Annotated in this window: 25 protein-coding genes; 9 read left to right on the top strand and 16 right to left on the bottom strand. The window is 59.9% G+C overall.

Translation table 11 applies throughout. From position 1 onward, the window contains the following. Positions 1-15: 15 nt before the first annotated feature. The 15 genes from BUB60_RS07735 to BUB60_RS07665 all read right to left on the bottom strand — a co-directional run bounded on the left by BUB60_RS07735 (position 16) and on the right by BUB60_RS07665 (position 11,903). The gene (locus BUB60_RS07735; RefSeq protein WP_073077393.1) at positions 16-384 is read right to left on the bottom strand and encodes a VOC family protein; all 369 of its coding nucleotides are present in this window, start codon (positions 382-384) and stop codon (positions 16-18) included. Between the two features lie 217 nt (positions 385-601). After that, entirely contained in the window at positions 602-1,063 is a 462-nt protein-coding gene (locus tag BUB60_RS07730; RefSeq protein WP_073077391.1) for a GNAT family N-acetyltransferase, read from the bottom strand. A gap of 477 nt (positions 1,064-1,540) precedes the next feature. Beyond that, entirely contained in the window at positions 1,541-2,383 is an 843-nt protein-coding gene (locus BUB60_RS07725) for a DegV family protein (RefSeq protein ID WP_073077388.1), read from the bottom strand. Between the two features lie 25 nt (positions 2,384-2,408). Continuing rightward, positions 2,409-3,197, bottom strand: coding sequence for an acetyl-CoA carboxylase carboxyltransferase subunit alpha (locus BUB60_RS07720; RefSeq protein WP_073077385.1), 789 nt, complete (start codon positions 3,195-3,197; stop codon positions 2,409-2,411). Positions 3,198-3,214: 17 nt separating this feature from the next. Further along, positions 3,215-4,072 carry an acetyl-CoA carboxylase, carboxyltransferase subunit beta gene (accD, locus tag BUB60_RS07715; RefSeq protein WP_073077383.1) on the bottom strand — a complete coding sequence of 286 codons (858 nt, stop codon included), beginning with the start codon at positions 4,070-4,072 and terminating at the stop codon, positions 3,215-3,217. Beyond that, positions 4,072-5,388: an acetyl-CoA carboxylase biotin carboxylase subunit gene (gene accC / locus BUB60_RS07710; protein ID WP_073077381.1), complete on the bottom strand. Its 1,317-nt coding sequence runs from the start codon at positions 5,386-5,388 to the stop codon at positions 4,072-4,074. The genes accD and accC overlap by 1 nt, the downstream gene beginning before the upstream one ends. 14 nt (positions 5,389-5,402) lie before the next feature. Further along, complete coding sequence (locus BUB60_RS07705; protein ID WP_073077379.1) at positions 5,403-5,816, bottom strand: 3-hydroxyacyl-ACP dehydratase FabZ family protein; 414 nt, start codon at positions 5,814-5,816, stop codon at positions 5,403-5,405. 45 nt (positions 5,817-5,861) lie between these two features. After that, the gene (gene accB, locus BUB60_RS07700) at positions 5,862-6,287 is read right to left on the bottom strand and encodes an acetyl-CoA carboxylase biotin carboxyl carrier protein (RefSeq protein ID WP_073077377.1); all 426 of its coding nucleotides are present in this window, start codon (positions 6,285-6,287) and stop codon (positions 5,862-5,864) included. A gap of 66 nt (positions 6,288-6,353) precedes the next feature. Further along, complete coding sequence (fabF, locus tag BUB60_RS07695) at positions 6,354-7,586, bottom strand: beta-ketoacyl-ACP synthase II (protein WP_073077375.1); 1,233 nt, start codon at positions 7,584-7,586, stop codon at positions 6,354-6,356. 20 nt (positions 7,587-7,606) lie between these two features. After that, the gene (fabG, locus tag BUB60_RS07690) at positions 7,607-8,341 is read right to left on the bottom strand and encodes a 3-oxoacyl-[acyl-carrier-protein] reductase (RefSeq protein WP_073077373.1); all 735 of its coding nucleotides are present in this window, start codon (positions 8,339-8,341) and stop codon (positions 7,607-7,609) included. Continuing rightward, entirely contained in the window at positions 8,334-9,254 is a 921-nt protein-coding gene (fabD, locus tag BUB60_RS07685) for an ACP S-malonyltransferase (protein ID WP_073077371.1), read from the bottom strand. Before fabD ends, fabG begins: the two co-directional genes overlap by 8 nt. Then, positions 9,242-10,210 carry an enoyl-[acyl-carrier-protein] reductase FabK gene (gene fabK / locus BUB60_RS07680; protein WP_278277487.1) on the bottom strand — a complete coding sequence of 323 codons (969 nt, stop codon included), beginning with the start codon at positions 10,208-10,210 and terminating at the stop codon, positions 9,242-9,244. The genes fabD and fabK overlap by 13 nt, the downstream gene beginning before the upstream one ends. Then, positions 10,207-10,428, bottom strand: coding sequence for an acyl carrier protein (locus BUB60_RS07675; protein ID WP_073077367.1), 222 nt, complete (start codon positions 10,426-10,428; stop codon positions 10,207-10,209). The genes fabK and BUB60_RS07675 overlap by 4 nt, the downstream gene beginning before the upstream one ends. 93 nt (positions 10,429-10,521) lie before the next feature. Further along, entirely contained in the window at positions 10,522-11,478 is a 957-nt protein-coding gene (locus BUB60_RS07670) for a beta-ketoacyl-ACP synthase III (protein WP_073077365.1), read from the bottom strand. Next, a complete protein-coding gene (locus BUB60_RS07665) occupies positions 11,475-11,903 on the bottom strand; it encodes a MarR family winged helix-turn-helix transcriptional regulator (protein WP_159435366.1) in 429 nt (142 codons plus the stop codon). Before BUB60_RS07665 ends, BUB60_RS07670 begins: the two co-directional genes overlap by 4 nt. A gap of 476 nt (positions 11,904-12,379) precedes the next feature. On the opposite strand from BUB60_RS07665, the gene aroF reads away from it, so the two are divergent. The 9 genes from aroF (at position 12,380) to aroQ (ending at position 22,475) form a co-directional block, all read left to right on the top strand. Next, entirely contained in the window at positions 12,380-13,387 is a 1,008-nt protein-coding gene (aroF, locus tag BUB60_RS07660; protein WP_073077361.1) for a 3-deoxy-7-phosphoheptulonate synthase, read from the top strand. Continuing rightward, positions 13,384-14,220, top strand: coding sequence for a prephenate dehydrogenase (locus BUB60_RS07655; protein WP_073077359.1), 837 nt, complete (start codon positions 13,384-13,386; stop codon positions 14,218-14,220). Before aroF ends, BUB60_RS07655 begins: the two co-directional genes overlap by 4 nt. Further along, a complete protein-coding gene (gene aroB, locus BUB60_RS07650; RefSeq protein WP_073077357.1) occupies positions 14,217-15,266 on the top strand; it encodes a 3-dehydroquinate synthase in 1,050 nt (349 codons plus the stop codon). The genes BUB60_RS07655 and aroB overlap by 4 nt, the downstream gene beginning before the upstream one ends. A gap of 1,474 nt (positions 15,267-16,740) precedes the next feature. Next, positions 16,741-18,009, top strand: coding sequence for a 3-phosphoshikimate 1-carboxyvinyltransferase (gene aroA, locus BUB60_RS07640; RefSeq protein ID WP_073077353.1), 1,269 nt, complete (start codon positions 16,741-16,743; stop codon positions 18,007-18,009). A 39-nt stretch (positions 18,010-18,048) separates the two neighbouring features. Further along, positions 18,049-19,140 carry a chorismate synthase gene (gene aroC / locus BUB60_RS07635; protein ID WP_073077351.1) on the top strand — a complete coding sequence of 364 codons (1,092 nt, stop codon included), beginning with the start codon at positions 18,049-18,051 and terminating at the stop codon, positions 19,138-19,140. Between the two features lie 11 nt (positions 19,141-19,151). Then, positions 19,152-20,294 (top strand): bifunctional chorismate mutase/prephenate dehydratase, encoded by a 1,143-nt coding sequence (locus BUB60_RS07630; RefSeq protein WP_073077349.1) that lies wholly within the window; start codon positions 19,152-19,154, stop codon positions 20,292-20,294. Positions 20,295-20,499: 205 nt separating this feature from the next. Then, on the top strand, positions 20,500-20,781 hold the full coding sequence (locus tag BUB60_RS07625) for a hypothetical protein (RefSeq protein WP_073077347.1): 282 nt from the start codon (positions 20,500-20,502) through the stop codon (positions 20,779-20,781). Positions 20,782-20,811: 30 nt separating this feature from the next. Beyond that, positions 20,812-22,035 (top strand): shikimate kinase, encoded by a 1,224-nt coding sequence (locus BUB60_RS07620; RefSeq protein WP_073077345.1) that lies wholly within the window; start codon positions 20,812-20,814, stop codon positions 22,033-22,035. Next, entirely contained in the window at positions 22,032-22,475 is a 444-nt protein-coding gene (aroQ, locus tag BUB60_RS07615) for a type II 3-dehydroquinate dehydratase (protein ID WP_073077342.1), read from the top strand. The genes BUB60_RS07620 and aroQ overlap by 4 nt, the downstream gene beginning before the upstream one ends. A 53-nt stretch (positions 22,476-22,528) precedes the next feature. Here aroQ and whiA read toward each other — a convergent pair whose 3' ends face one another. Continuing rightward, positions 22,529-23,449 carry a DNA-binding protein WhiA gene (gene whiA, locus BUB60_RS07610; protein WP_073077339.1) on the bottom strand — a complete coding sequence of 307 codons (921 nt, stop codon included), beginning with the start codon at positions 23,447-23,449 and terminating at the stop codon, positions 22,529-22,531. Between the last annotated feature and the right edge of the window lie 19 nt (positions 23,450-23,468).

Here is a 23,468-nt window from a genome sequence, read left to right as displayed (position 1 = left end):
CAAATTGAAATTGTTTTAGCCTTTACACAAACAGAATGGATGTCCTGATGGATCAATCATCGTGACAAAATCCTCTCCGCCATATTGATCTGCCGCCATTACAGCACCTAACACCTTTGCTTTCTCAACCATTACTAAAATATCGTCAACTTGAAAGTCAAAATGCATTTGTTTTTGCTGCTTTCCACTTTCCTCCGGCCATATCGGTCGAATATAGTCCGGTTCCTCAATAAATAAAAAAACGACTCCGCTAGAGCTTCGAACTGCCGGCCGCTCAAATAATTCACATAAATCCCATCCTAATAATTCACCATAGAATTTCTGTAACTTTCTTTCATCATCACAATCAACCATTACATTTCCAAGCACTACTTCTTTTTTCATTTAAAACCTCCGCAAATTTTAATTTGTCAGGACAGCATAAATTCGTACTCCTCCGCGATAAGACCGCCGGGAAACTCAAAGACATCGCAGGACCGTTCGTCCAGATTGCTCCTCAAGATAGCAACAATGCGGTTCTCATCGCCGCTTTGATACAGGGCTTCGCAGACATATGTCTCACCCTCTTAAATTGGAATTTATCAATTTCCAGTTATGCTTATTATTCTAGCTGCTTTTTCATTAGGGTTGCTTCACCATATGGCGTTGCCATAGGCTCTACCTCTGTCCAGCAGAATCTCTCATATAGTGCCTTTGCTTTCTCAGTAACAAGAAATAGCTCCTTAATTTCCAAGCGGTACGCTTCGGCGATGAGCCGCTCAATCAGACGGAGGGAAATGCCTTTGTTCCGATGAAACGGATGCACATATAACGCAGACAGCCAAGGAGTTAGATCCGGTCTTGAGGCCTCGGTATTCCATACGCTTACCGTTCCGGCTGGTTTTGAATCATGAAGGGCGAGAAAGGTAATGGGCAGAGCCTCCTTATTGGCTCCGTCCGTGAACTTACTCAAAGCCCGTTCATATGTTCCGCCCGATTGGCTGCCCCACAAGCCGTATATCCAACTAGCACACGTTTGGATATACTCCGGATGGTCCGCAAGATAAGCGATCTCAATGCCCATGCCTATAATCTCCCAACATTAACTAACGTATTGGTTCTTCTTCCTGTCATAGATAAATTCCCGTTTGCCCAACTCAGCAAGACGCTTTTATGAGTTTACCATATTTATATGGTTCTGTCCTCATTTTCAAGCCAATTCGATTCCCCAAAATACGAGTTCATGTAAATCCATGTACATCCATGCCATGTCATAAAAGCTCGAAAAACCGTTGCGGCATCAAGAAATCCTGATACCGCAACGGTTTCTGTCCCAGCAGTTAAAATTCGGTAGTCCGGTGCTGCGCCCCGCCCTCGCATACAGCGGGCAAAGCCTCGCAGAGTTTGCCGCCGGAGCGGCAAATAAATTTAAAATTTGTCACGCAGGACGACATGCGCCTCCGGAGTGACTCTTCTCATGCGGGGAGCGGCTGAGCGAGCCGCATGCATCTCTTGTCGAGAAAGCCGAAGGGCTTTATCGACAGGCGGGCGGGTGGGCGGGTCATTTTCTAATAAAAAGTATCCCCAGCGTTCTCGGCCCGCAGTGGCAGGAGATGGTGCAGCCGGCCTTCGTCTCGGCGATCTCGCCGAAGGCGGCGTACCGGCCGATGGCGTCCCGCGCGGCGGCCACCGCTTTCTGTGACGCCGCCGGGTGCGTGATGAAAATCCGATCCAGAACGAGGTCGTCACGGCCCTGCAGCTTATCGCGGACATATGTTTCAACGGCGCTTTCAAACGCGCCCCTGTATTTTTTCGTGACCTGCATGACGCCGGTACTGACCTCGACGCAGGTCCTCAGATGGAGGATATTCGCGCCCAGGGCCGTGGCCAGCGAGCAGCGGCCGCCCTTGAAAATGTAGTCCAGCCGGTCGATGAGAAAGCTCGTCTCCACCCTGTCGATAACGCCGTCAAGCTGCCGGCAGAGCGCCTCCGCGTCCAGGCCGGACGCCGCAAGCTTCGCCGCTTCGAGGGCCACAAGCCCCTGTCCGGAGGACAGGTTTTTCGAGTCGACCACAAAGACGTTTTTAAACACCTTGGCCGCGGCCGCGGCGTTCGTATGGCAGACGGAAAAGCCGGACCCGAGATTGATGTGGATCACGGCGTCGTATTTTGCCGAAAAGCGTTCGAAAAACTTTATGTAATCGAACGTATTGACGGCGGCGGTCGTGCAGAAATCGCCTGTTTTTTCAACGTAGGAGAAAATATCGGCAGGAGTGATATCAACGCCGTCGCGGTATGCCTTCCCGTTTTTCATGATGTAAAGCGGAATCAGGGAAATATCATACCTGTCCAGCAATTCCTTGGACAAGTCGCAAGTGCTGTCGGACGTGATCTTGATATTCATCGGAAGCCTCCTGACCTTTTAAAAATTACGACGTTTTCTGCACCCCGATGCGTCTGAACCTCTTATACCTGCTTTCGGTCAGCTCCTCGGGGGTGAATACCTTCATTTTCACATACCAGCTCCTGATATCCGCCGCCAGCGACGCGAACAGGCGCTCGGTATCCCCGCCCTTTTCGGAGATGATGCGCTCCACAACGCCGAGCTCATAGACGTCCTTCGCCGTCAGGCGCAGGCTTTCGGCCGCCTCGGCCGCCTTGTCCGGGTCCCGCCAGAGGATATTGGCGCAGCTCTCCGGGGCGATGACGGAATACGTGGCGTTTTCCAGCATCCAGACCTCGTCGGCCACGGCCAGCGCCAGCGCGCCGCCGCTGCCGCCCTCGCCGATCACGACGGACAGGATGGGCACCCTGAGCGTCATCATTTCCATGATGCTCTCGGCGATGGCCTGCCCCTGCCCTCTCTCCTCGGCGCCGATGCCGGGATAGGCCCCCGAGGTGTCCACAAAGCACACGACGGGGCGGTTAAATTTTTCGGCCTGCTTCATAAGGCGCTGGGCCTTGCGGTAGCCCTCGGGATTGGCCATGCCGAAATTCCGCCGGATGCGGCTTTTCGTATCGCGCCCCTTTTCCGTCGCGATCACCGTGACGGGGATATCGTCCAGATAGGCCAAGCCGCCCACAACGGACGGGTCGTCGGCAAAACGGCGGTCGCCGTGGAGCTCGATAAAGCCCTTGAAGATGTGATTGATGAAATCGAGGCCGGTCTGGCGGTCCTTGCTCCGCGCCGCCGTAACATACTCATATGCAGCTTTCATAATACCCTCATATCGTTCTATGCGTGAGCCCGGTGCATTGCCAGCAGCGTGCCGATAATGCGCCTTTGCTCGGACCTGGGGACGATCATGTCGATGAAGCCGTGCTCCAGCGTCGTCTCCGCCTTCTGGAAGCCTGCCGGCAGCTTTTTCCGGACGGTCTGCTCAACGAGCCGCGCGCCGGCAAAGCCGATGGTCGCGCCGGGCTCGGCGATGATGACGTCGCCCTCCATGGCAAAGCTGGCCGTGACGCCGCCCGTCGTGGGGTCCGTGATGACGGTGATGTACAAAAGCCCGCAGTCGCTGTGGCGTTTGATGGCGCCGCTCGTCTTGGCCATTTGCATCAGGGAGAGTATCCCCTCCTGCATCCGGGCGCCGCCGGAGACGGTGCAGCCGATGACGGGCAGCCGCTTTTCCGCGGCGTATTCGAAAAGCTTTGTGATCTTCTCGCCCACAACGGTGCCCATGCTGCCCATCATGAAGTACGGCTCCATGACAAACAGTGCGCAGGGCACCCCGCCCACGGAGGCCTCGCCGCAGATGACGGCTTCCTTTTCGCGCGCCTGAGCCCTGATGCTTTCGAGCTTGTTTTTATAGCCCGGGAAGTTCAGTAGGTCGACGCTCTCCATATCCCCCCACAGCTCCGTAAAGCTGTCCTTGTCCGTCAGAAAACGGATGCGCTGCCGCGAATTCATGCGGAAGCAGTGCCCGCACCGGCAGACATGGAGGTTTTCCCACAACAGGCTCAGCGGCGTTTCCGTCCCGCACTCCGGGCATTTTTCGGACATTTCGTATTCCGTCTCCGCCCGCACGACGGGGGGCCTGCCGCCCTTTTCCAGCTCGTTTCTCGGTTTTTTGAAGAAGGCATCCAGTGCCATCAGTCGTCACCACGCTCTTTGATAAAATTCGTATTATAATCGCCCTTGACAAATCGCTTGTCGCTCAGTATCGATATCTGCTCGTCGATGTTGTTGGGCACGCCGTCGATGACCAGCTCGCACAGCGCTGCGTGCATCTTGCGGATAGCCTCCTCGCGCGTCTTGGCGTGGACGATCAGCTTGCCCAGGAGGGAATCGTAAAACGGCGGGACGGCGTAGCCCGTGAACAGCGCGCTGTCAAAGCGGACGCGGGGACCGCCCGGCACGTGCAGAAACGTCACCCGGCCGACGCTGGAGGCGTTGATGCGGCATTCGATGGCGTTGCCCTCGATGACCACGTCCTTCTGCGTAAAATCCAGCGGGACGCCGGCGGCGATGCGTATCTGCCATTTGACGATGTCGATGCCCGTGATCTGCTCGGTGATGCCGTGCTCCACCTGCAGCCGGACGTTCATTTCCATGAAATAAAAGCTGTTGTCCGTGTCCAGCAAAAATTCGATGGTCCCCGCGTTGCAGTAGCCCGCGGCCCTGGCCGCTTTAATCGCCGCGTCCGTTAACCGCGCGCGCAGCGCGCCATCCACCGCCGGGGAGGGCGACTCCTCGATCAGCTTCTGGTTGTTCCGCTGGATCGAGCACTCGCGTTCGGCCAGGCACACGATGTTGCCCGTCTCGTCGGCCAGCAGCTGGATTTCGATATGCTTGGCGGGATTGATCTGCTTTTCCAGATAGACCGCGCCGTCGCCAAAGGCCTCCTGCGCCTCGTGGGAGGCGGTCAGGAAAGCGTTTTCCAGCTCCTCCTCGCCCGTCACGATGCGGATGCCCTTGCCCCCGCCGCCGGACCGCGCCTTGATCAGAACGGGATAGCCGATCCTTTTGGCGGCGGCCGCCGCCTCGCCGGGATTTTTCAGAATATCGGTGCCCGGAATGACGGGGACGCCGGCTTTTTTCATCATCTGGCGGGCCTGATCCTTGTCGCCCATCAGGGAAATGACCTCCGGGGAGGGACCGATAAAATCGATGCCGTTTTTCTTGCAGAGCTCCGCAAAGCGCGGGCTCTCGGACATAAAGCCGTAGCCCGGATGGATGGCCTGCGCCTTGGTGATGATCGCCGCGCTGATGATGCGCTCGGCGTTTAAGTAGCTGTCGGAGGTCGACGCCTCGCCGATGCAGACGCTCTGGTCCGCCAGCGCCACATGCAGCGCCTCCTTGTCGGCGAGAGAATAAACGGCAACGGTCTGAATCCCCATCTCCTTGCAGGCCCTGATGATGCGGATGGCGACCTCGCCGCGGTTTGCGATCAGTATTTTTGAAAACACAGTGTCACCCCTTATTACGCCTTGACGAGCGCAAAGGAAAATTCCGCCTTGACGCAAAGCTTGCCGTTTACGCTCCCCTGCCCCTCGGCAAAGTAAAACGGCGGTCTGGACTTTGTGATGACGCACTCCGTTTCGATGGTATCGCCGGGCTTCACCGGCGTTTTGAATTTCACCCTGTCGAGTCCCGTAAACATCGGGGTTGCCCCGTTTGCCTCGCCGGCGAGCAGAACGCAGGCCGACTGGGCGAGTATCTCGCACAGGATCACGCCGGGCACCACGGGATTGCCGGGAAAATGCCCCTTTAAAAACCACTCGTCCCCCCGGACGTGATATTTTCCGCGGGCCTTACCTTCGGCAAGCTCCGCCTCGTCGACGAGGAGCATGTTGTCCCGGTGCGGCAGAACCGCCATGATTTCAGCCTTATTCATTGTGCTCTCCCCTTCCGCTTACGAGCGCCCGCGCCACATGCCGCTCTATTCATCGAGGCTTAACCGGAAGAGCGGATGGCCGTATTCGACGATCTGCTTGTTGCCGGCGCAGATTTCGGCGATAACGCCGCTCTTTTCCGAGGTGATCTCGTTCATCATCTTCATGGCCTCGATAATGCACAGCACGTCGCCGGCTTCCACACGGTCGCCGATGGAGACATACGGCTTCTTGTCGGCGGCGGGCGCCGCGTAGAACACGCCGACCATAGGCGAGGTGATGGTATAAGCGCCGCTGTTCGCCTCCGGCTGGGCCGCCGCTTCCTCGGCCTTCGGCGCGGCAACGGCAGGCGCCGCGCTCAGTACGGCGCCGCGCTCCATTTTGACGCTGGCGTCCCCCTCCGAATATTCCAGAGACGTCAGCCCCATATCCTTCATCAGTGACGCCAGTTGTTTGATGTCCTTAAACTCCATTGCTAGCCCCATTCCGCCGCCTTATGCCATTCCCGCGAAGGCGGGAAGCCGTGCGGCTTTCATAAATCAACTGTCGAATTTTGAAAACGCGACGCAGGCGTTGTGCCCGCCGAAGCCCATGGACACCGAGATCGCCAGCGCCGGGTCGGCTTTCCTGGACTTTACCGGCACGCAGTCGAGATCGCATTCCGGGTCCTGCTCCTGGAGTCCCGCCGTCGGCGGAACCACGCCTGTGTGCAGGGACAGGACGGATATGATGGACTCCACGGCGCCGGCGGCGCCAAGCATATGCCCCGTCATGGATTTCGTCGAGCTGACGACCACGTCGCCAAGCCTGTCGCTGAACGCTTTCTTGATCGCCACCGTCTCAGCCGCGTCGTTGAGCGGCGTGCCGGTGCCGTGGGCGTTGATGTAGATTTTCCCGTCCGCCGGGCTGCCGGCCTCCTGATAGGAATCGCGCAGGGCGCGGGCGCAGCTGTCCGCCTCGGGGTCCGGCGCGGTGATGTGATAGGCGTCGCAGGTGGTGCCGTAGCCCGTCACCTCGGCGTAGATCTTGGCCCCGCGGGCCTTGGCGTGCTCATATTCCTCCAGGATCAGCGCGCCGGCGCCTTCGCCCATGATAAACCCTGCCCGCCTTTTGTCAAACGGGAGGGACGCGGCGTCCGGATCGGTGGCCGTGGACAGGGCCGTCATATTGGTGAAGCCGGCGATGGACAGCGGCATGACGGCCGCCTCGCTGCCGCCGGTGATGACGGCGTCGGCATACCCGTGCTTGATGGCGCGGAACGCCTCGCCGATGGCGTTGCAGCCGGTGGCGCAGGCCGTGACGATGCAGATGCAGGAGCCCTTTGCCTTAAAGCGTATGGCAATATTGCCCGCGGCCAGATTGGAAATCATCATCGGGACAAACAGCGGAGAGACCTTTCTCGGGCCGCCGTTTACAAGCTTTGAGTGCTCATCCGTCAGCGTCACGATGCCGCCGATGCCGGAGCCGAAGGATGTGGCGAACCGCTCGGGCTCCACGTTGCCGAGGATGCCGCTGTCGCCGACCGCCTGCGTAGCCGCGGCGACGGCATACTGCGAAAAAAGGTCCATCCGGCGCGCCTCGCCCTTTTCCATATACAAAAGCGGGTCGAAGTCCTTGACCTCGGCGGCGAGCTTCGCCTTATAATCCGTACAATCGAACTTTGTGATCGGGCCGATCCCGTGGCGCCCCGCGACCAGGTTTTCCCACATCGTGTTAACATCATTTCCCACCGGCGTTATGGCGCCCATACCGGTGACTACGACTCTTTTCATGCTCATTCCACCTCGAAAAATTACATTGCCAGGCCGCCGTCAATCCGAATAACCTCGCCGGTTATGTAATTGGCGCCGTCCTGAACTAAAAAAGCCGCCAGCTCGGCAATCTCTTCCGGCAGGCCCATCCGCCCCAGCGGAATGTTCGCCATCAGCGGATTGTCGCTTGCGATATTTTCGGTCATGTCCGTCTGTATAAAGCCGGGCGCGATCGCGTTGCAGCAGACGCCCCGCGAAGCCAGCTCCCGCGCCACCGATTTCGTCAGGCCGATGAGGCCCGCCTTGGACGCGGCGTAATTGGCCTGCCCCGGATTTCCCATCAGTCCGGCAACAGAGCTGATATTGACGATTTTCCCGCTGCGTTTTCTGATAAAGATCGGGCTGCAGTGCCGGATCATGTTGAAAGCGCCCTTGAGATTGATGTCGATCACGCCGTCAAAGGCTTCCTCCTTCATGTTCATAATGAGGCCGTCCTTCGTGATGCCGGCGTTGTTGACAAGGATATCCACCGTGCCGAGCTTTGCCTTGATCTCATCCACCGTCGTCTTTACGGCGCCGAAATCCGACACGTCGCACTTGAACGCCTCGGCCCTGACGCCGAGAGCGCGGATTTGGGACGCGGTCTCCTCGGCCTTTTCCGTATTCCCGGCGTACACCAGGGCGATATCCGCGCCGAGGCCCGCCAGCTTCAAGGCGATGGCTTTGCCGATACCGCGCGATGCGCCCGTCACGAGCGCCACTTCTCCGTTAAGCATGGCTTTGCACCTCCGAAACCGTATTTTTGAGGCTCGATACGTCCTCCACATTAAAAACCCGCGCCTTGTCCGAAATCCTTGACACAAGGCCGGACAGGACCTTGCCGGGCCCGACCTCGACAAACGTGTCGGCGCCGGCGGCGATCATATTCTCAACGGTGCGCCACCACTGCACGGGGCTTTTGATCTGCAGCGCCAAAAGACCTTTGAAATCGTCCTCGTACGGCCGCGCCGTCACGTTTGAATACAGCGGCACGGACGGCGGCGTGATGGTAAAGTCTTCGAGCTCCTCCGCAAACCTGTCGGAGGCCGAAGCCATAAACGGCGAGTGGAAACCGCCGCTGACCTTGAGCGGCATGGTTTTGCCGCCCTTTTCCTTCACGCGGGCCTTGAACGCTTCCAGCGCGCCCACCTCGCCCGAAACGACCACCTGGCCGGGGCTGTTGAAGTTGACGGCGTAGACGTTTTCAAATTCCTTCGTCAGGGCGATCACCGTGTCGTCGTCCAGCTTGAGGACGGCGGCCATCGCCGCAGGCGTTTCCCTGGAGGCGCCCGCCATATGATAGGCGCGGCGGCAGACCAGCTTAAAGGCGTCCTCATAGGTAACGGCGCCCGAAAAGGCCAGCGCTGCCAGCTCCCCCAGCGAAAAGCCCGCCAGCATATCCGGCGTAACGCCCGCTTCCCTGAGGGCGGCCGCCGCGGCCAGATCGACGCAGAAAAGGCACGGCTGCGTGTTTTCCGTCTGGGAGAGCGTTTCGGCCGTCCCCTCAAAGCACTGCCCCGACGTGCCGGGCCGGATGCCGTCCGCCGTGTCGAAGACCGCCTTTGCCGCGGAGCTGGCGCCGTAAAGCTCCCAGCCCATGCCGCCGTACTGGGCGCCCTGTCCTGAAAATATAAAAGCTATTTTACCCATTTGTTCGCTCCACTCAAAACTTCTTCCGTTTCCGCGAATATCTCGCGGATGATCTCGGCGGCCGGCTGGCGCCGGTTCACCATGCCGGCGATCTGGCCTGCCAGGAAGCAGCCGTTGTTCAAATCGCCCTCCACGGCGGCCCGGCGCAGCGCGCCCGCGCCCAGGGCCTCCAGCTCCTCGTCGGAGATGGACGAATATTCCGCTTTGAAATATGCGCGTGCATAAGGCGTCTTCAGGCTGCGGACAGGATGACCCAGGCGTTTGCCTGTCGTGATGGTGGCGATATCATTGGCGCTTAAAATCTTTTCCTTATAGTTTTCGTGAACCGAGCACTCGTCGGCGACGAGAAAACGCGTACCGAGCTGAACGCCCTGGGCCCCCAGCATGAAGCAGGCGGCCGCGCCGCGCCCGTCGCCGATGCCCCCCGCCGCGATCACGGGGAGCGAGGTTGCGTTGCAAACCTGCGGGACGAGGACGAGCGTCGTCGTCTCCCCCACGTGGCCGCCGCTCTCGCCGCCTTCCGCGATGAGGGCGTCGGCCCCCGCCCGCGTCAGCAGCTTTGCCAGGGCCACCGAGGCCACGACGGGGATGACCTTGATGCCGGCAGCCTTCCACATGGGGATATATTTCGCCGGATTCCCGGCGCCCGTGGTGACGACGGCGACCCTTTCCTCGGCGGCGACTCTGCTGACTTCCTCCACATGGGGGCTCATCAGCATGATATTGACGCCGAAGGGCTTGTCGGTCGCCTCCCGGGCGGCCCTGATCTCCTGCCGGAGATAGTCGGCGCCGGCATTCATGGCGGAAATGATCCCGAGCCCGCCGCCGTTTGATACGGCGGCAGCCAGCCTGCCGTCGGCAATCCAGGCCATTCCGCCCTGAAATATCGGATAGTCGATCCCCAGGAGATCGCATACCGGCGTTTTGATCATAACATTATCCTTCCGAACGCTCAGCCCAGCTTGGACTCGACATATTTGGCCAGCTCCCCGACGGTTGCCATCTTCTCCTCAAGTTCGATCTCGATGCCGAGCTCCTCTTCGAGCTGCATGACCATTTCAACGGTGTCGAGAGAGTCGATCCCCAGGGACTCAAACGTGGTATCCTCGGTGATGGATTCTGTGTCGTTGATGTTTTCCTTAATAAGGTTAACGATTCTTTCAAATACTGACATGGTAATATTCCTCCCGTTTTATTGTCACTCCGGCTTGGAATTCCGGAGATGATCACTGATGTAAATATAATGTATGGATGAACGTGTGCGGCCTCAGATACCCCAGCGGATGATGCAGGCCGCGCTTGTCAGCCCGCCGCCGAAGCTCGCCAGTGCCAGGTAATCGCCCTTTTTGAATTTGCCGGCCCTGTTGAGCTCGTCCAGAAGTATCGGGACGCTGGCGGCCGACGTGTTGCCGTACTTCTCGATATTCTTGCCGAACCTATCCGCCGGGATATCAAGCTTCCGGCTGGCCGCGTCGATAATGCGGGCGTTGGCCTGATGCGGCACGACCCAGGCGATGTCGGACTGCTTCAGCCCCGCGGCGTTAATGACGTCGATAATATCTCCGGCCATGGCGTTGACGGCGAATTTGAACGTCTCCTGGCCGTTCATACGGATAAAGGGCTTTCTGGCCTCCAGCTGATTGAAGGGAGAATCGCCCGCATACTGCGGGATGACGATCGTCTCGCAGCCCTTGGCGTACAGCTTGGACGACAGGTAATCGTCCCCCTCGCCCAGAACCACCGCGCCGGCGCCGTCGGCAAAGATGACGCAGGTGTTCCTGTCGGTCCAGTCGATCAGGCGGCTCAGTCTTTCCCCGCCGATCACCAGCATTTTTTTCACCTTTTTCCGGGCAAAAAATCCCGCGGCTGTATCGAGGGCGTAAATAAAACCGCTGCAGGCGGCGTTGACGTCCAGCGCCGGGCAACTGGCGCCCAGCCTGTTCTGCATCATGCACGCCATGGACGGCGACGCCTCGTCGGCGCTGAGGGTAGCGCAGAGGATCATGTCCAGCTCTTCCGGCTTTGTTCCGCTCATCGCGAGCGCCTGCTGTGCCGCTTCAAACGCCAGGTCCGACGCCGTCTCCGTCGTGCAGACGCGGCGCTCCCTGACGCCGACGCGCGGCGCGATCCATTCGTCCGAGGTTTCCACGATCGTGGACATTTCGTCATTCGTCACAACGCGCGACGGCACGCAATGACCGGTACCAAGAATTTTAAAACTCATGTCGCTGCTCCAACGCTCTTTTCAAAAAATTTATTCAGCTTGCCAATAACGCGGATCAGGTACGCCTGTTCCTCGTCGCCAAATTCGTCTTCAATTTCATGGATCATGCTCAGGTGGTAACGATTATGATATAAGTAAATCTTCCGGCCCTCCCGCGTGAGCGTCACGCGCACGACCCGGCCGTCCGTATGACAGCTGTTTTTACAGAGGTAGCCTTTTTTCTCGAGCTTATTCACGGCGACCGTGACAGAGGGCTTAGCCACCTTGAGATACTCGGCGATCTCGCTGACCGTTTTTCCGTTTTCCTTATCCATCCCGACGCACTCGATCAGGTGCATCTCGCGGATCGTCAGGTTGACGCGGTCGTTGTTCTGCAAAAATTCCTCTTCCACGCGGAGAATATTGTGGTATACTTCCATTAGCATATTATTCAGAATCTTCTGAAACCCCTGCATTCATCTCATCCCCATCAATACGTCAGCGCACCGCCCGGCAACTCATCCGTTTATCATTAAATTAGTTAGTCTAACTAATTATATCAGGGATTTTACTTCTTTATTCCGCGCTTGTCAATACAAAACTGTTTCACCGATATTTATGTTGACACATACAATGCAATGTGTTAAAGTATAACAAATATCAAATTTCCGTACTTTTGCGGGGGAAATAATGAGAAACGTCCTTTTTACAGCTTCATATTACTTTTACTTTTACTTTTATTGGGATGAAGTAAGAGCGATTGATGCTGCAAAAAGTGCAATATAGTGGGTTACAACACAAGGTAACAAACGATTGCAAGGGGCTGTGCAGATTAATCGCTGCACAGCCCCTTTTGTATTTGTTTACAATATTTTCAGCAGAAAACAGCCTGCGCCGGCAACAGATTTGAGGAGGAAATAAAATGATCGCAGTATTGAAACCCGGCACCACCCAGCAGCAGATCGACAACCTTATCAATTGGTTCAAGGGCAGAGGCCTTGACGTTCACCTCTCGGTGGGCCAGTACCGCACGATCCTCGGTCTCATCGGCGACACGAGCAAGATCGACGTCGAGCTTCTGGAAGGCCTCGAGATGATAGAGTCCGTCAAGCGCATCACGGAGCCGTTCAAGAGCGCCAACCGCAAGTTCCACCCGGACGACTCCGCCGTGGATATCGGCGGCGGGATCAAGCTCGGCGGCGGCCACTTCCAGCTGATCGCCGGGCCGTGCTCGGTGGAGTCGGCGGAGCAGATTCTCGGCATCGCCGAGAGCGTCAAGGCTTCGGGGGCCACGATCCTCCGGGGCGGCGCGTTCAAGCCGCGCACCTCGCCCTACGACTTCCAGGGACTGCGCGCGGAGGGCATCGAGCTGCTGCTGGAGGCCAAGAAAAAAACCGGCATGCCGATCATCACCGAGATCATGAACCAGAACCATCTCCCCATGTTCGAGGAGGTGGACATCATCCAGGTGGGCGCGCGCAACATGCAGAACTTCGAGCTGCTCAAGGAGCTGGGCCGGACAAACAAGCCCATCCTGTTAAAGCGCGGCCTCGCCAACACGCTCAAGGAGCTTCTCATGAGCGCCGAGTATATCATGGCCGGCGGCAACAACAACGTCATCCTCTGCGAGCGCGGCATCCGGACCTTTGAAACGTACACCCGCAATACGCTGGACCTCTCCGCCGTGCCGATGCTCCGGGAGCTCACCCACCTGCCCATCGTCATCGACCCCAGCCACGCCACCGGCATGGCAAGGCTTGTGAAGCCCATGGCCCTGGCCGCCGCCGCCGCGGGCGCCGACGGCATCATGATCGAGGTGCACAACGACCCGGCCAATGCCCTCTGTGACGGCGCCCAGTCGCTGACGCCGGCCCAGTTCAGCGAGGTCGCCGAAAAGGTGCGCCAGATCCGAGAGGTGATCGCGGAATGATCGTCGGGATCGCCGGCCTCGGCCTCATCGGCGGGTCTCTGGCCAAGGCCTATAAAAGCGCCGGGGACCACACGGTCTACGGCTTCGACGCCGACGAGGCGACGCTGGGCTTCGCGCAGGTGGCCGGCGCCATTGACGGCGTGCTGACCCCAGAGACGGCCGCCCAATGCGGCCTCCTCCTCATCGCGCTTTACCCGAAGGACGCCGTCGAGTATCTGCGCAGCCTGGCGCCCTATATCCCCAGGGACGCCCTGGTGATCGACTGCTGCGGCGTCAAGCGTTTCGTCTGCCAGGCATGCTTTGAGCTTGCCGCGGCGCACGGGTTTACCTTTGTCGGCGGGCACCCCATGGCGGGCACCCACAATTCCGGCTTCAAGTACAGCCGCCCGACCCTTTTCAAGGGCGCCGCCATGATCCTGGTGCCCCCCGTCTACGACGATATCATGTTGTTTGACCGCATCGAAAAGGCGCTGGCGCCGGCCGGCTTCGGCCATCTCACCGTCACCACCGGGGAAAAGCACGATGAGATGATCGCCTTCACCTCCCAGATGGCGCACGTGGTCTCCAACGCGTTTATCAAAAGCCCCGCGGCCCGGGAGCACAAGGGCTATTCCGCCGGCAGCTACAAGGACCTCACCCGGGTCGCCTGGCTGAACCCGGACATGTGGTCGGAGCTTTTCCTGGAAAACCGCGACGTGCTCATCCGGGAGTTGGATTTCTTTATAGGCTCCCTCTCGAAATACCGCGACGCCCTTGACAAAAGCGACGGTCCTGCGCTGCGCGCGCTTCTGGACGAGGGGCGCCGCCTGAAGGAGGAGCTGGACGGACGATGAAAACGATCACGGTCAACGCCTCTAAAAAATACGATATCCTGATCGGCCCCGGGCTCCTTGACGGCGCGGGCGGCTATGCGCGTAAGCTCCTGAAATCAACTGCCGCCGCCGTCGTGACGGACGACAACGTCGCGCCGCTGTACGGGGATCGCCTTACCGCTTCCCTGCTGGACGCGGGCCTCCGTGTCGTCCGGTTCGTTATCAAAAACGGCGAGTCGTCCAAGAATGCCGAAAACTATATCGCGCTCTTGAATTTCCTGGCCGCCGAGCGTTTTACCCGGGACGACGTGATCGTCGCGCTGGGCGGCGGGGTGGCAGGCGACCTGGCGGGCTTCGCGGCGTCCACCTACATGCGCGGAATGCGCTTTATCCAGATGCCCACCACCCTGCTCGCCGCCGTCGATTCCTCCGTGGGCGGCAAAACGGCCATCGACCTGACCTCCGGCAAAAATCTGGCCGGGACGTTCTTTCAGCCGGACCTCGTCCTCTGTGATGTCTCATCCCTGGCGTCGCTCAGCCCGGACGTCTTTGCCGACGGTACCGCCGAGGTCGTCAAATACGGCGTCATCGCCGACGGGGAGCTTTTCGAGCTGCTCAAGGCGCCGATAATGCCGCAGCTCACGGAGATCATCGCCCGGTGTGTCGCCATCAAGCGCGACGTGGTGGAAGCCGACGAGACGGAGACCGGCCCCCGCAAGCTTCTGAATTTCGGCCACACCGTCGCCCACGCGGTGGAAGCCTGCAGCGATTATTCGATTTCCCACGGAAAGGCCGTCGCCGTCGGCATGGCCGTCTTTGCCCGCGCCGCTTTTAAATCCGGCCTGTGCGGCGAGGCGGCCTGCCGGGATATCATAGATATGATCCGCAAGCTCGGGCTCCCCGCCGAGACGGATTTCACCGCCGCCCAGCTGGCCCGGGCCGCGCTCAGCGACAAAAAGCGCAGCGGCGGCACGATCACGCTTGTTATACCAAAGTCAATCGGCACATGCGTCCTTCAGGAAACCCCGGTGGACGCGCTGGAACATTTTATCGCCCTGGGCCTGTGACACGTCTCCGGGAACCGGGCCCTTACGGCATAATCGCCCCGTCCTCCCCCCGGCTCCCTCAGACGAGGGAGCTGTCGGCGCAGGCGACTGAAGGAGGGAACTTGTCGGCGCGGCACAAGGCCGCGGGCAGTTTGTGAACCGCCCCTACAAGGCTGATACACAGCGGCGCGGCACAGGAGACAATCCTCAGTCGGTTGTGCCGACAGCTCCTTGCCAAAGGAGCCTTACGGTGGGCAATGGTCGTCCCTACGAAAAATAAGAGGATATGCCGTAGGGGCGAACTGTGTTCGCCTGCTCTTGTTGGCGCTGGGGCGGCCTGTGGGTAAGGGCCGACGGGGCGATGTGGGCATCGCCCCCTACGAGGGATTCGACGGGAAAACAGGCTTCTATTGGATGAAAAAGGGGTTCTATTGGATGTTTTGGGGCTGATATTGATTAAAAACGCCTTGTAAAGCTTTGAAAAGGGGCTGGATTGACGCGATATTTCCGAGGATATGTTACAAAAGTATGAAGCGTTGCGGTTTATCAAAGCGGTCAAACCGCTGCGGTTACAGGATAATCCATTTTTGAAAATCTCAATTTGTGTTATATTTATAATTATTTTTTCTGCCGCGGCCTCTTTGTCCGGGCTTCACGGATTCATTATAACATGGGTCGGCCTCATTTTGCGTGATACGACGACCGTGTGAGCACCCTGCCACGCCGGGGTCACACCCGCCCCCCGTAGGGCGCGCGACTCACTTGTTGGCGCAGCTGCCGAGGGCGGCCCATCGTGGTGTTCCTTCGACGGGCGGGACGGGCGATTGATAATCGCCCCTACAGGCATGGCATGGTTTTGCACCTTGGGAACGCCTCCGTTTCCCGCAGCACGACGCCGGAAACGAACGAAGCCCAAGGGCCGCCGGCACGTCCGGTCCCCGCAATATACGGACACAACCCGTAGGGGCGATTATCAATCGCCCGCCGTCCCGTAAGGCTCCTTTGGCAAAGGAGAGCTGTCGGCGGAGCCGACTGAGGATTGTCTCCTGTGCCGCGCCGCTGTGCATCAGCCCCTGTAGGGGCGATTCCCCCTCCCCCTGGCTCCCTCAGACGAGGGAGCTGTCGCCCGCAGGCGACTGAAGGAGGGACCCTTGTCGGCGCGGCACCGCACAAGCGGCCGGGTCGTCCCGCCGGCAGCCCTCATGCCGGACCGCCGCCGCGCCAACAAGAGCAGGCGAACACAGTTCGCCCCTATGGAAACCAACCGTTCGCCGTTTGCCGTCGCAGGGGATGCCGCCACGGCGTCTCGCATGCGGCGCATGCCGGGGAACGGGCCGCCGAGGGCGGCGGCCCCTACGGGTTACGCATATGTTTATCCACGGCTGGCAGGTCGATGTGATCCCTACACGACGACCCGTCTTGTCATTCCCGCGCAGGCGGGAATCCACATCCACGCAGCTGCAAATAAAAATTTCCGTGAAACGGAGGCTTTACGATGACTGTAACAATCACAAAACCCATAACAGGCGGCGCTGTCGGCGCCATTGCCTCCAAGTCCATGGCGCACCGGCTGCTTATCTGCGCGGCGCTGGCGTCGGCGCCGTCCTCGGTCGTCTGCGCGGAGACCTCCGCCGATATCGACGCCACCGCCGGATGCCTCACGGCGCTGGGGGCTCGGATCGACTTTGACGGCGGGGTTTTCCGCGTCGTGCCGATCCCCCGCCCCGTCGCGGGAGAACGGACGCTCGCCGTGGGCGAAAGCGGGTCGACGCTGCGCTTTATGCTCCCCGTGGCCTGCGCGCTGGGGGCCGACGCGTCGCTGACGATGGCCGGGCGTCTGCCCTCACGGCCGTTGTCGCCGCTTTACGAGGAGCTGATTTCCCACGGCTGCGCCATCTCTGCGCCGGGGTACAATCCCCTCCGCACCAGCGGGCAGCTCACCGGCGGAAAATATACCATCCCCGGCAACATCTCCTCCCAGTTCATCAGCGGCCTGATGTTCGCGCTGCCGCTCCTGCACGGCGAGAGCCGGATCAAAATCCTCGGCGATATTGAGAGCAAGCCGTACATCGATATGACGCTGGCCGCCCTGAAGGAGTTCGGCGTTACCGTCAAGCCGGGCCGGCAGATGTACGGGATCGCCGGAAACCAGCAATACGCTTCGGGTCGTACCGTGACGGTCGAAGGCGACTGGTCCAACGCCGCCTTCTGGCTCTGCGCCGGCGCCGTCGGCAGCGGGGAGATCACGGTGACGGGCCTCAGCACGGATTCCCTCCAGGGCGACAAAGGCGTTGTGGACATCCTTGAGCGCTTCGGCGCGCGCGTGCGGCGCGGCGGCGGCAGCGTCACCGTTTCGCGCGGGGCTCTGAAGGGCATAGACATTGACGCCGGAGATACGCCGGACCTGGTTCCCGCCCTGGCCGCCGTCGCGGCGGCCGCCGAGGGCACCACGGTGTTCCGCAACGCCGGGCGGCTGAGGATCAAGGAAAGCGACAGGCTGAAAACCGTCACGGAGACGCTGGCCGCGCTGGGCGCCGACATCGCCGAGACGGAAGACGGTCTTGTGGTGCGCGGGAAGCCGCGGCTCGGCGGCGGTACGGTCAGCGCCCACGGCGACCACCGCATCGCCATGGCGGCCGCCGTCGTTTCATCGGTCTGCGCCGGGCCCGTCACCATCGCGGGCGCCGAGGCGGTTAACAAATCCTATCCCGGATTTTTCAGCGATTTTACAATTCTGGGCGGTAATTACAAGGAGACAACGTGACGAAAATTATTATAGATCATTCAGAAACGGGGGCTGCGCATGTCTTCCACGTACGGTAAAAATATCAGAATCTCCATTTTCGGGCAGTCGCATTCCGAGGCGGTCGGCGTCGTTGTCGACGGCCTGCCGTCCGGCTTCAGGCCCGACCTTGACGAGCTGCGGCGATTTATGGACCGCCGCGCGCCGGGCAAAAACAGCTACTCAACGCCGCGAAAGGAAGCCGACGCCCCGGAATTCCTGTCAGGCCTTAACGGCGGCGTCACCTGCGGCGCGCCGCTCGTCGCGCTCATCCGCAGCAAGGACACGCGCTCGGCCGATTACAGCAACCTGAAAGACGTGCCTCGCCCCGGGCACGCGGATTTTACGGCGCAGCTCAAATACAAGGGCGCGCAGGACGTTGCGGGCGGCGGCCATTTCTCCGGCCGTCTCACGGCACCGCTCTGCGTGGCCGGGGGCATCTGTCTGCAGATTCTCAAATCAAAGGGCATCGAGATCGGCGCCCACATCGCCTCCATCGGCAATATCCGCGACGTGCGTTTTGACGCGTCCTCTGTCGGCAGGGCCGACTTTCACCTGCTCCGCGGCGCCGCCTTCCCCGTGCTGGACGAGGCGCGCGGGGCGCAGATGCTTACCGCCATCGAGCAGGCGCGAAAGGACGGCGACTCTCTGGGCGGCGTGATCGAATGTGCAGTGACCGGCGTCCCCGGCGGGCTGGGCGACCCCATGTTTGACGGCATGGAAAACCGCATCGCCGGGATCGTCTTCGGCATCCCCGCAGTGAAGGGCATCGAGTTCGGCAGCGGCTTCGGCGGTACGTCGCTCCGCGGCTCGGACAACAATGACAGCTTTTATATGGACGGGGGACGCGTCCGGACCAGGACCAACAATCACGGCGGCATCCTTGGCGGCATCACCTCCGGCATGCCCATCGTCTTCCGTGCGGCCGTCAAGCCGACGCCGTCGATCGCCAAGGAGCAGTACAGCGTCAGCCTGTCTGGAAAATCCAACGTCCGCATGACGATCAAGGGCCGGCACGACCCCTGCATCGTCCCCCGCGCCGTCCCCGTCGTGGAGGCGGCCGCCGCCGTGGCGGTCCTCGACGCGCTGCTGGACGGCAACAAATATCAGTAAGGAGCTAAAGTATGGATATCAAAGAACTGCGCGATCGGATCGACGAGGCGGACGCCGCCCTGCTCGACGCCTTCTGCCGGCGCATGGACGTCTCGGCGCAGCTGGCGGAATATAAAAAGGACAACGCTCTCCCCATATACGATCCCGCCCGCGAGCGGCAGAAGCTGGGCGAGGTCGCCCTCGGGACGCCGGAGCCGCTGCGCACCCACGCCATGGCCCTTTATTCCCTGCTCTTCGACCTCAGCCGGTCGTACCAGGAAAAGATTCTCTGCCCGGACGCCCCGCTTGTACGGCAGATCACCGGCGCCATCGACGGCACGCCGAAGCTCTTTCCGCAGACGCCCGTCGTCGCCTGCCAGGGCGTCGAGGGGGCCTACTCGCAGCTGGCGTGCGAAAAGCTCTTTCCCGTGCCGAACATCATGTACTGCACCACCTTTGAAAGCGTGTTCTCCGCCATCGATTCCGGCCTGTGCCGATACGGTGTGCTGCCGCTGGAGAACAGCACCGCCGGGTCCATCAACAAAATCTACGACCTGATGATGAAATACCGCTTCTACATCGTCCGCAGCGCGCGGCTGAAGGTGGACCATAACCTGCTGGCCAAAAAAGGCACGTCAGTTAAGGACATTAAAGAAATCATCTCCCACGAGCAGGCGATCAACCAGTGCGGGGCTTTCCTCAAGTCCCTGAGCGGCGTCAGGATCACGGCCGCTGAAAATACGGCGCTGGCGGCGCAGACGGTGGCCGAATCCGGCCGGAGCGACATCGCCGCCCTCTCCTCGCGCTATTGCGCCGACCTGTACGGGCTGGAGTGCCTGGCCGAATCCGTCCAGGACCAGGGCAATAACTACACGCGCTTCATCACCATTTCCAAAGTGCTGGAGATCTATCCCGGCGCGGACAAGACGAGCATCATGATGGCGGTCCCCCACAAGCCCGGCTCGCTGTACAGAATCCTGAGCCGCTTCTACGCGCTGGGCATCAATCTCATCAAGCTGGAAAGCCGGCCCATCCCCGACCGCGATTTCGAGTTCATGTTCTATTTCGATCTGGACACGCCCGTCTACTCCCCGCAGTTTGCCGAGCTCATGAGCGCGCTGGCCGCCGTCTGCGAAGAGTTTCGGTATCTGGGCAGCTATTCAGAGATCGTTTAGCCGTTTAAATCCGCCGGAGCCTTATATTTCCTCTCATCTTCATTAAAGGCCGCACCTAAAACCCCGATAATATCTATTATAGGCCGTCCTCCCCGGCTCCTCCGGGGCGCCGGGGGAGGCTGCCGTAATCCCCCCTGAGAATATGCTCGTCGGCAGGGCGCTGCACGCTTCCTTGCGACGGGGACAATGCGGAGGTGGCTGCGGGTTGACTTTTGCGCCGGTGCGGCACTATGATGATATCGTTATAGGGCCCGGATTTCTGAATCCCACGCGACCAGACATAGACGCGCTCATAACTTATGTCGCGCAATACTACTATATACAGCGCCGCATCGGCGGCCCGGTGTGGACGCCCTTCGTCTCCCCTGCGCCCGACGACGACGCTGAGGAGGCATATGACGTTTACGATCCCGCGTTTCCCGTCACTCCGTACGATTATATACAGCGCCGCCGGGACGGCCCGGTCTGGGCGCCGGTCTATTGCTGAATCCGCTGAATTTAAAGGTGTCCTGTATTTATGAACAAATTCGGCCTTCTCGGGGAGCATCTCGCCCACAGCTTTTCCCCGCAGATCCATTCGCTTCTGGGCGATTACGAATACCTGCTTTATGAAAAAACGCCGGACGAGGTTGCCGGCTTTCTGGCGCGCGGCGATTTCGACGGGCTGAACGTGACGATCCCCTATAAAAAGGCCGTCATCCCCTGCTGCGCCGCTCTGTCGCGGAGCGCCGAACAGATCGGCAGCGTGAACACGCTCGTCCGGCGGCCGGACGGCACGCTTTACGGGGACAACACGGACTACGACGGCTTTTCCTATCTGCTCGGCGCCCTCGGCGCCGACGTCGCCGGGAAAAAAGCGCTGGTACTGGGCAGCGGCGGCGCTTCCCTCACCATTCGCACCGTGCTCGCCGATCTGGGCGCCGGCGAAATCGTCGTCGTCTCCCGCGGCGGCAAAGACAACTATGAAAATATCGGGCGCCATAACGACGCGCAGCTCATCGTCAACACGACGCCGGTGGGCATGTTCCCCGGCAACGGCGCAGCGCCCGTCGGGCTCTCCGTTTTCAAGGCCTGCGCGGCGGTGGTCGACATCATTTACAACCCCGCGAAAACGGCACTGCTGCTGGAGGCTGAGGACCTGGGTATTCCGTGCGTGAACGGTCTGCCGATGCTGGTGGCCCAGGCCAAGCGCGCCGCCGAGATTTTTACGGGCCTTCCGATCGACGACGGGGTTATCGACGATATTACGGACAAGATCGCGCGCCGGACGAAAAACATCGTCCTCATCGGCATGCCCGGCAGCGGCAAGTCCACCACGGGCGCGGCGCTGGCAAAGCTTTTGGGCAGAGAGTTTTTCGATACGGACGAGCTTATCGTCAAGGCCGCCGGCAAAAGTATCCCGGACGTTTTCAAAGACGACGGCGAGGACGCGTTTCGGCAGTTGGAGACGGCGGCCCTCGCGGAGGCCGCTAAAAAAAGCGGGGCCGTTATCGCCACGGGCGGCGGCATCGTTAAAAAGCCGGAGAACAGGCGGCTCATCCGGCAGAACAGCACGGCCGTCTTTCTTGACCGCCCCCTGGACGCACTCCCCGCGGACGGGCGTCCGCTCTCCTTGCAAAACGGCGTGGAGGCTCTTGCCAGGGAGCGCCTGCCCCTTTACAGCAGCTGGTGCGACGTCCGCGTGCCGGTCATCGGCGTCGACGGGACGATTAATATGATCAGGGAGCTTTTAAGGTTATGATTCTGCTTGTCATCAATGGGCCGAACATCAATATGCTGGGGCTCCGGGAGCCCGGCATCTACGGGAAAAGGACCTATAACGACCTCCTCGACTTTTTGAGAGCCGCCGCCAAAGAGTCCGGCGTGGAGCTGGAGCTCTTCCAGTCCAACAGCGAGGGTGCCATCGTCGATATCATCCAGTGGGCGTATGGCAAAATCGACGGCATCGTATTAAACCCGGCGGCCTACACCCACACGAGCATCGCCATCCTCGACGCGCTCAAGGCCGTCTCCATCCCCGCCGTCGAGGTCCATCTCTCCGACCCGAACACCCGCGAGGAGTTCCGCCACAAATCCTTCGTCCGCGAGGCCTGCGTCAAAACCATCGCCGGGAAAGGCTTCGACGGCTACAAGGAAGCAATGCTGTTTTTGAAGGATTATATAACAGAGGCCGCCCTGTAATCCGATAAATACAGAAGAAGAACGACGGGTGAACTGTGTTCGCCCGTTTCATATCAATGTTTGCCCCGCAATAAATTATCCGCTTTTCCCCCCAGCTCCACGAGCTTGCGGAGGCGGTGGTTGAGGCAGGATTTTGTGAGCGCGGAGAGCTCCGCCAGCTCGTTGAGGCTCATTTCGGGGTTTTCAAGGCGCAGGACCGCCGTTCCGCGGAGCTTGTCCGGCAGGCTGTCCAGGCCGGTTTCGGTGCGCAGCTTCTCGATGGCCTCGATCTGGAGGAACGCGGCGTCCACTGTTTTGGAGACGTTGGCCGTGTCGCAGTTGACCTTTCTGTTGACGGCGTTGCGCATGTCCTTTTCGATTTTCCGGGACATAAGCTCCATGGCCGAAATCGGCGCGCCAAGGGTCGTCAGGAAATCCTCGATGGAGGTCGACTGCTTGAAATAGATGATAAAGTTGCCCTTGCGGGTGGCCTCCTTCGGCTCAAAGCCCATTTCCAGCAGGAGCGAATAGGTCTCCCGGCTGACATTATAATGGTCGGTCACCAGCTCCAAGTGGTACCGCTTGGCCGGGTCCGTCACAGAGCCGCCGGCGAGGAACGCGCCCCTGAGAAAGCTCGGGCGGCAGCAATCGTCCTCCAGAACGCTCAGGTTCAGATGATGGGCCAGCATTTTGCTGTCGGCCAGCCCAAAGGCCTCGAATATCGTGCGGAGCTTATCGGGGCTGATGATCAGAAACGTCTGCTTCCCGCCCTTCTCACCCCCCTGCGGTATGAGGTCAAACGTCAGGTTGAACGCGCGCTTGAACAGCTTTGGGAGGCGCTGGGCAAGTTCCCGGCTCTCCGTGATGATCCTGATTTCCCGGTCGGAAAACGTATTGCAGTATAAAAGAAGGCCGTAGCTTTCGGCAATGGCGCAGCATTTCCGGCCGATCGGATCTTTACACAGCTCCGCCTTTGCGTCGTACGAAAACGACATGGACGAACCCCCTTTGTAT

Origin of the sequence: Sporobacter termitidis DSM 10068, assembly GCF_900130065.1 — a bacterium.
Taxonomy (GTDB): Bacteria; Bacillota; Clostridia; order Oscillospirales; family Oscillospiraceae; genus Sporobacter; species Sporobacter termitidis.
The sequence above is the reverse complement of the archived record's forward strand: the minus strand, read 5'-3'. Positions and strand labels throughout refer to the sequence as shown.

Excerpts from the sequence above, each read along its gene's own strand:
- aroA (WP_073077353.1), top strand. The coding sequence starts at position 16,741 with ATGACTGTAACAATCACAAAACCCATAACAGGCGGCGCTGTCGGCGCC.
- accB (WP_073077377.1), bottom strand. The coding sequence starts at position 6,287 with ATGGAGTTTAAGGACATCAAACAACTGGCGTCACTGATGAAGGATATG.
- BUB60_RS07655 (WP_073077359.1), top strand. The coding sequence starts at position 13,384 with ATGATCGTCGGGATCGCCGGCCTCGGCCTCATCGGCGGGTCTCTGGCC.
- BUB60_RS07705 (WP_073077379.1), bottom strand. The coding sequence starts at position 5,816 with ATGAATAAGGCTGAAATCATGGCGGTTCTGCCGCACCGGGACAACATG.
- BUB60_RS07620 (WP_073077345.1), top strand. The coding sequence starts at position 20,812 with ATGAACAAATTCGGCCTTCTCGGGGAGCATCTCGCCCACAGCTTTTCC.
- whiA (WP_073077339.1), bottom strand. The coding sequence starts at position 23,449 with ATGTCGTTTTCGTACGACGCAAAGGCGGAGCTGTGTAAAGATCCGATC.
- aroB (WP_073077357.1), top strand. The coding sequence starts at position 14,217 with ATGAAAACGATCACGGTCAACGCCTCTAAAAAATACGATATCCTGATC.
- BUB60_RS07720 (WP_073077385.1), bottom strand. The coding sequence starts at position 3,197 with ATGAAAGCTGCATATGAGTATGTTACGGCGGCGCGGAGCAAGGACCGC.
- fabD (WP_073077371.1), bottom strand. The coding sequence starts at position 9,254 with ATGGGTAAAATAGCTTTTATATTTTCAGGACAGGGCGCCCAGTACGGC.
- accD (WP_073077383.1), bottom strand. The coding sequence starts at position 4,072 with ATGGCACTGGATGCCTTCTTCAAAAAACCGAGAAACGAGCTGGAAAAG.
- BUB60_RS07725 (WP_073077388.1), bottom strand. The coding sequence starts at position 2,383 with ATGAATATCAAGATCACGTCCGACAGCACTTGCGACTTGTCCAAGGAA.
- BUB60_RS07670 (WP_073077365.1), bottom strand. The coding sequence starts at position 11,478 with ATGAGTTTTAAAATTCTTGGTACCGGTCATTGCGTGCCGTCGCGCGTT.
- fabG (WP_073077373.1), bottom strand. The coding sequence starts at position 8,341 with ATGCTTAACGGAGAAGTGGCGCTCGTGACGGGCGCATCGCGCGGTATC.
- BUB60_RS07730 (WP_073077391.1), bottom strand. The coding sequence starts at position 1,063 with ATGGGCATTGAGATCGCTTATCTTGCGGACCATCCGGAGTATATCCAA.
- aroQ (WP_073077342.1), top strand. The coding sequence starts at position 22,032 with ATGATTCTGCTTGTCATCAATGGGCCGAACATCAATATGCTGGGGCTC.
- BUB60_RS07735 (WP_073077393.1), bottom strand. The coding sequence starts at position 384 with ATGAAAAAAGAAGTAGTGCTTGGAAATGTAATGGTTGATTGTGATGAT.
- aroF (WP_073077361.1), top strand. The coding sequence starts at position 12,380 with ATGATCGCAGTATTGAAACCCGGCACCACCCAGCAGCAGATCGACAAC.
- BUB60_RS07665 (WP_159435366.1), bottom strand. The coding sequence starts at position 11,903 with ATGCTAATGGAAGTATACCACAATATTCTCCGCGTGGAAGAGGAATTT.
- BUB60_RS07675 (WP_073077367.1), bottom strand. The coding sequence starts at position 10,428 with ATGTCAGTATTTGAAAGAATCGTTAACCTTATTAAGGAAAACATCAAC.
- aroC (WP_073077351.1), top strand. The coding sequence starts at position 18,049 with ATGTCTTCCACGTACGGTAAAAATATCAGAATCTCCATTTTCGGGCAG.
- BUB60_RS07630 (WP_073077349.1), top strand. The coding sequence starts at position 19,152 with ATGGATATCAAAGAACTGCGCGATCGGATCGACGAGGCGGACGCCGCC.
- fabF (WP_073077375.1), bottom strand. The coding sequence starts at position 7,586 with ATGAAAAGAGTCGTAGTCACCGGTATGGGCGCCATAACGCCGGTGGGA.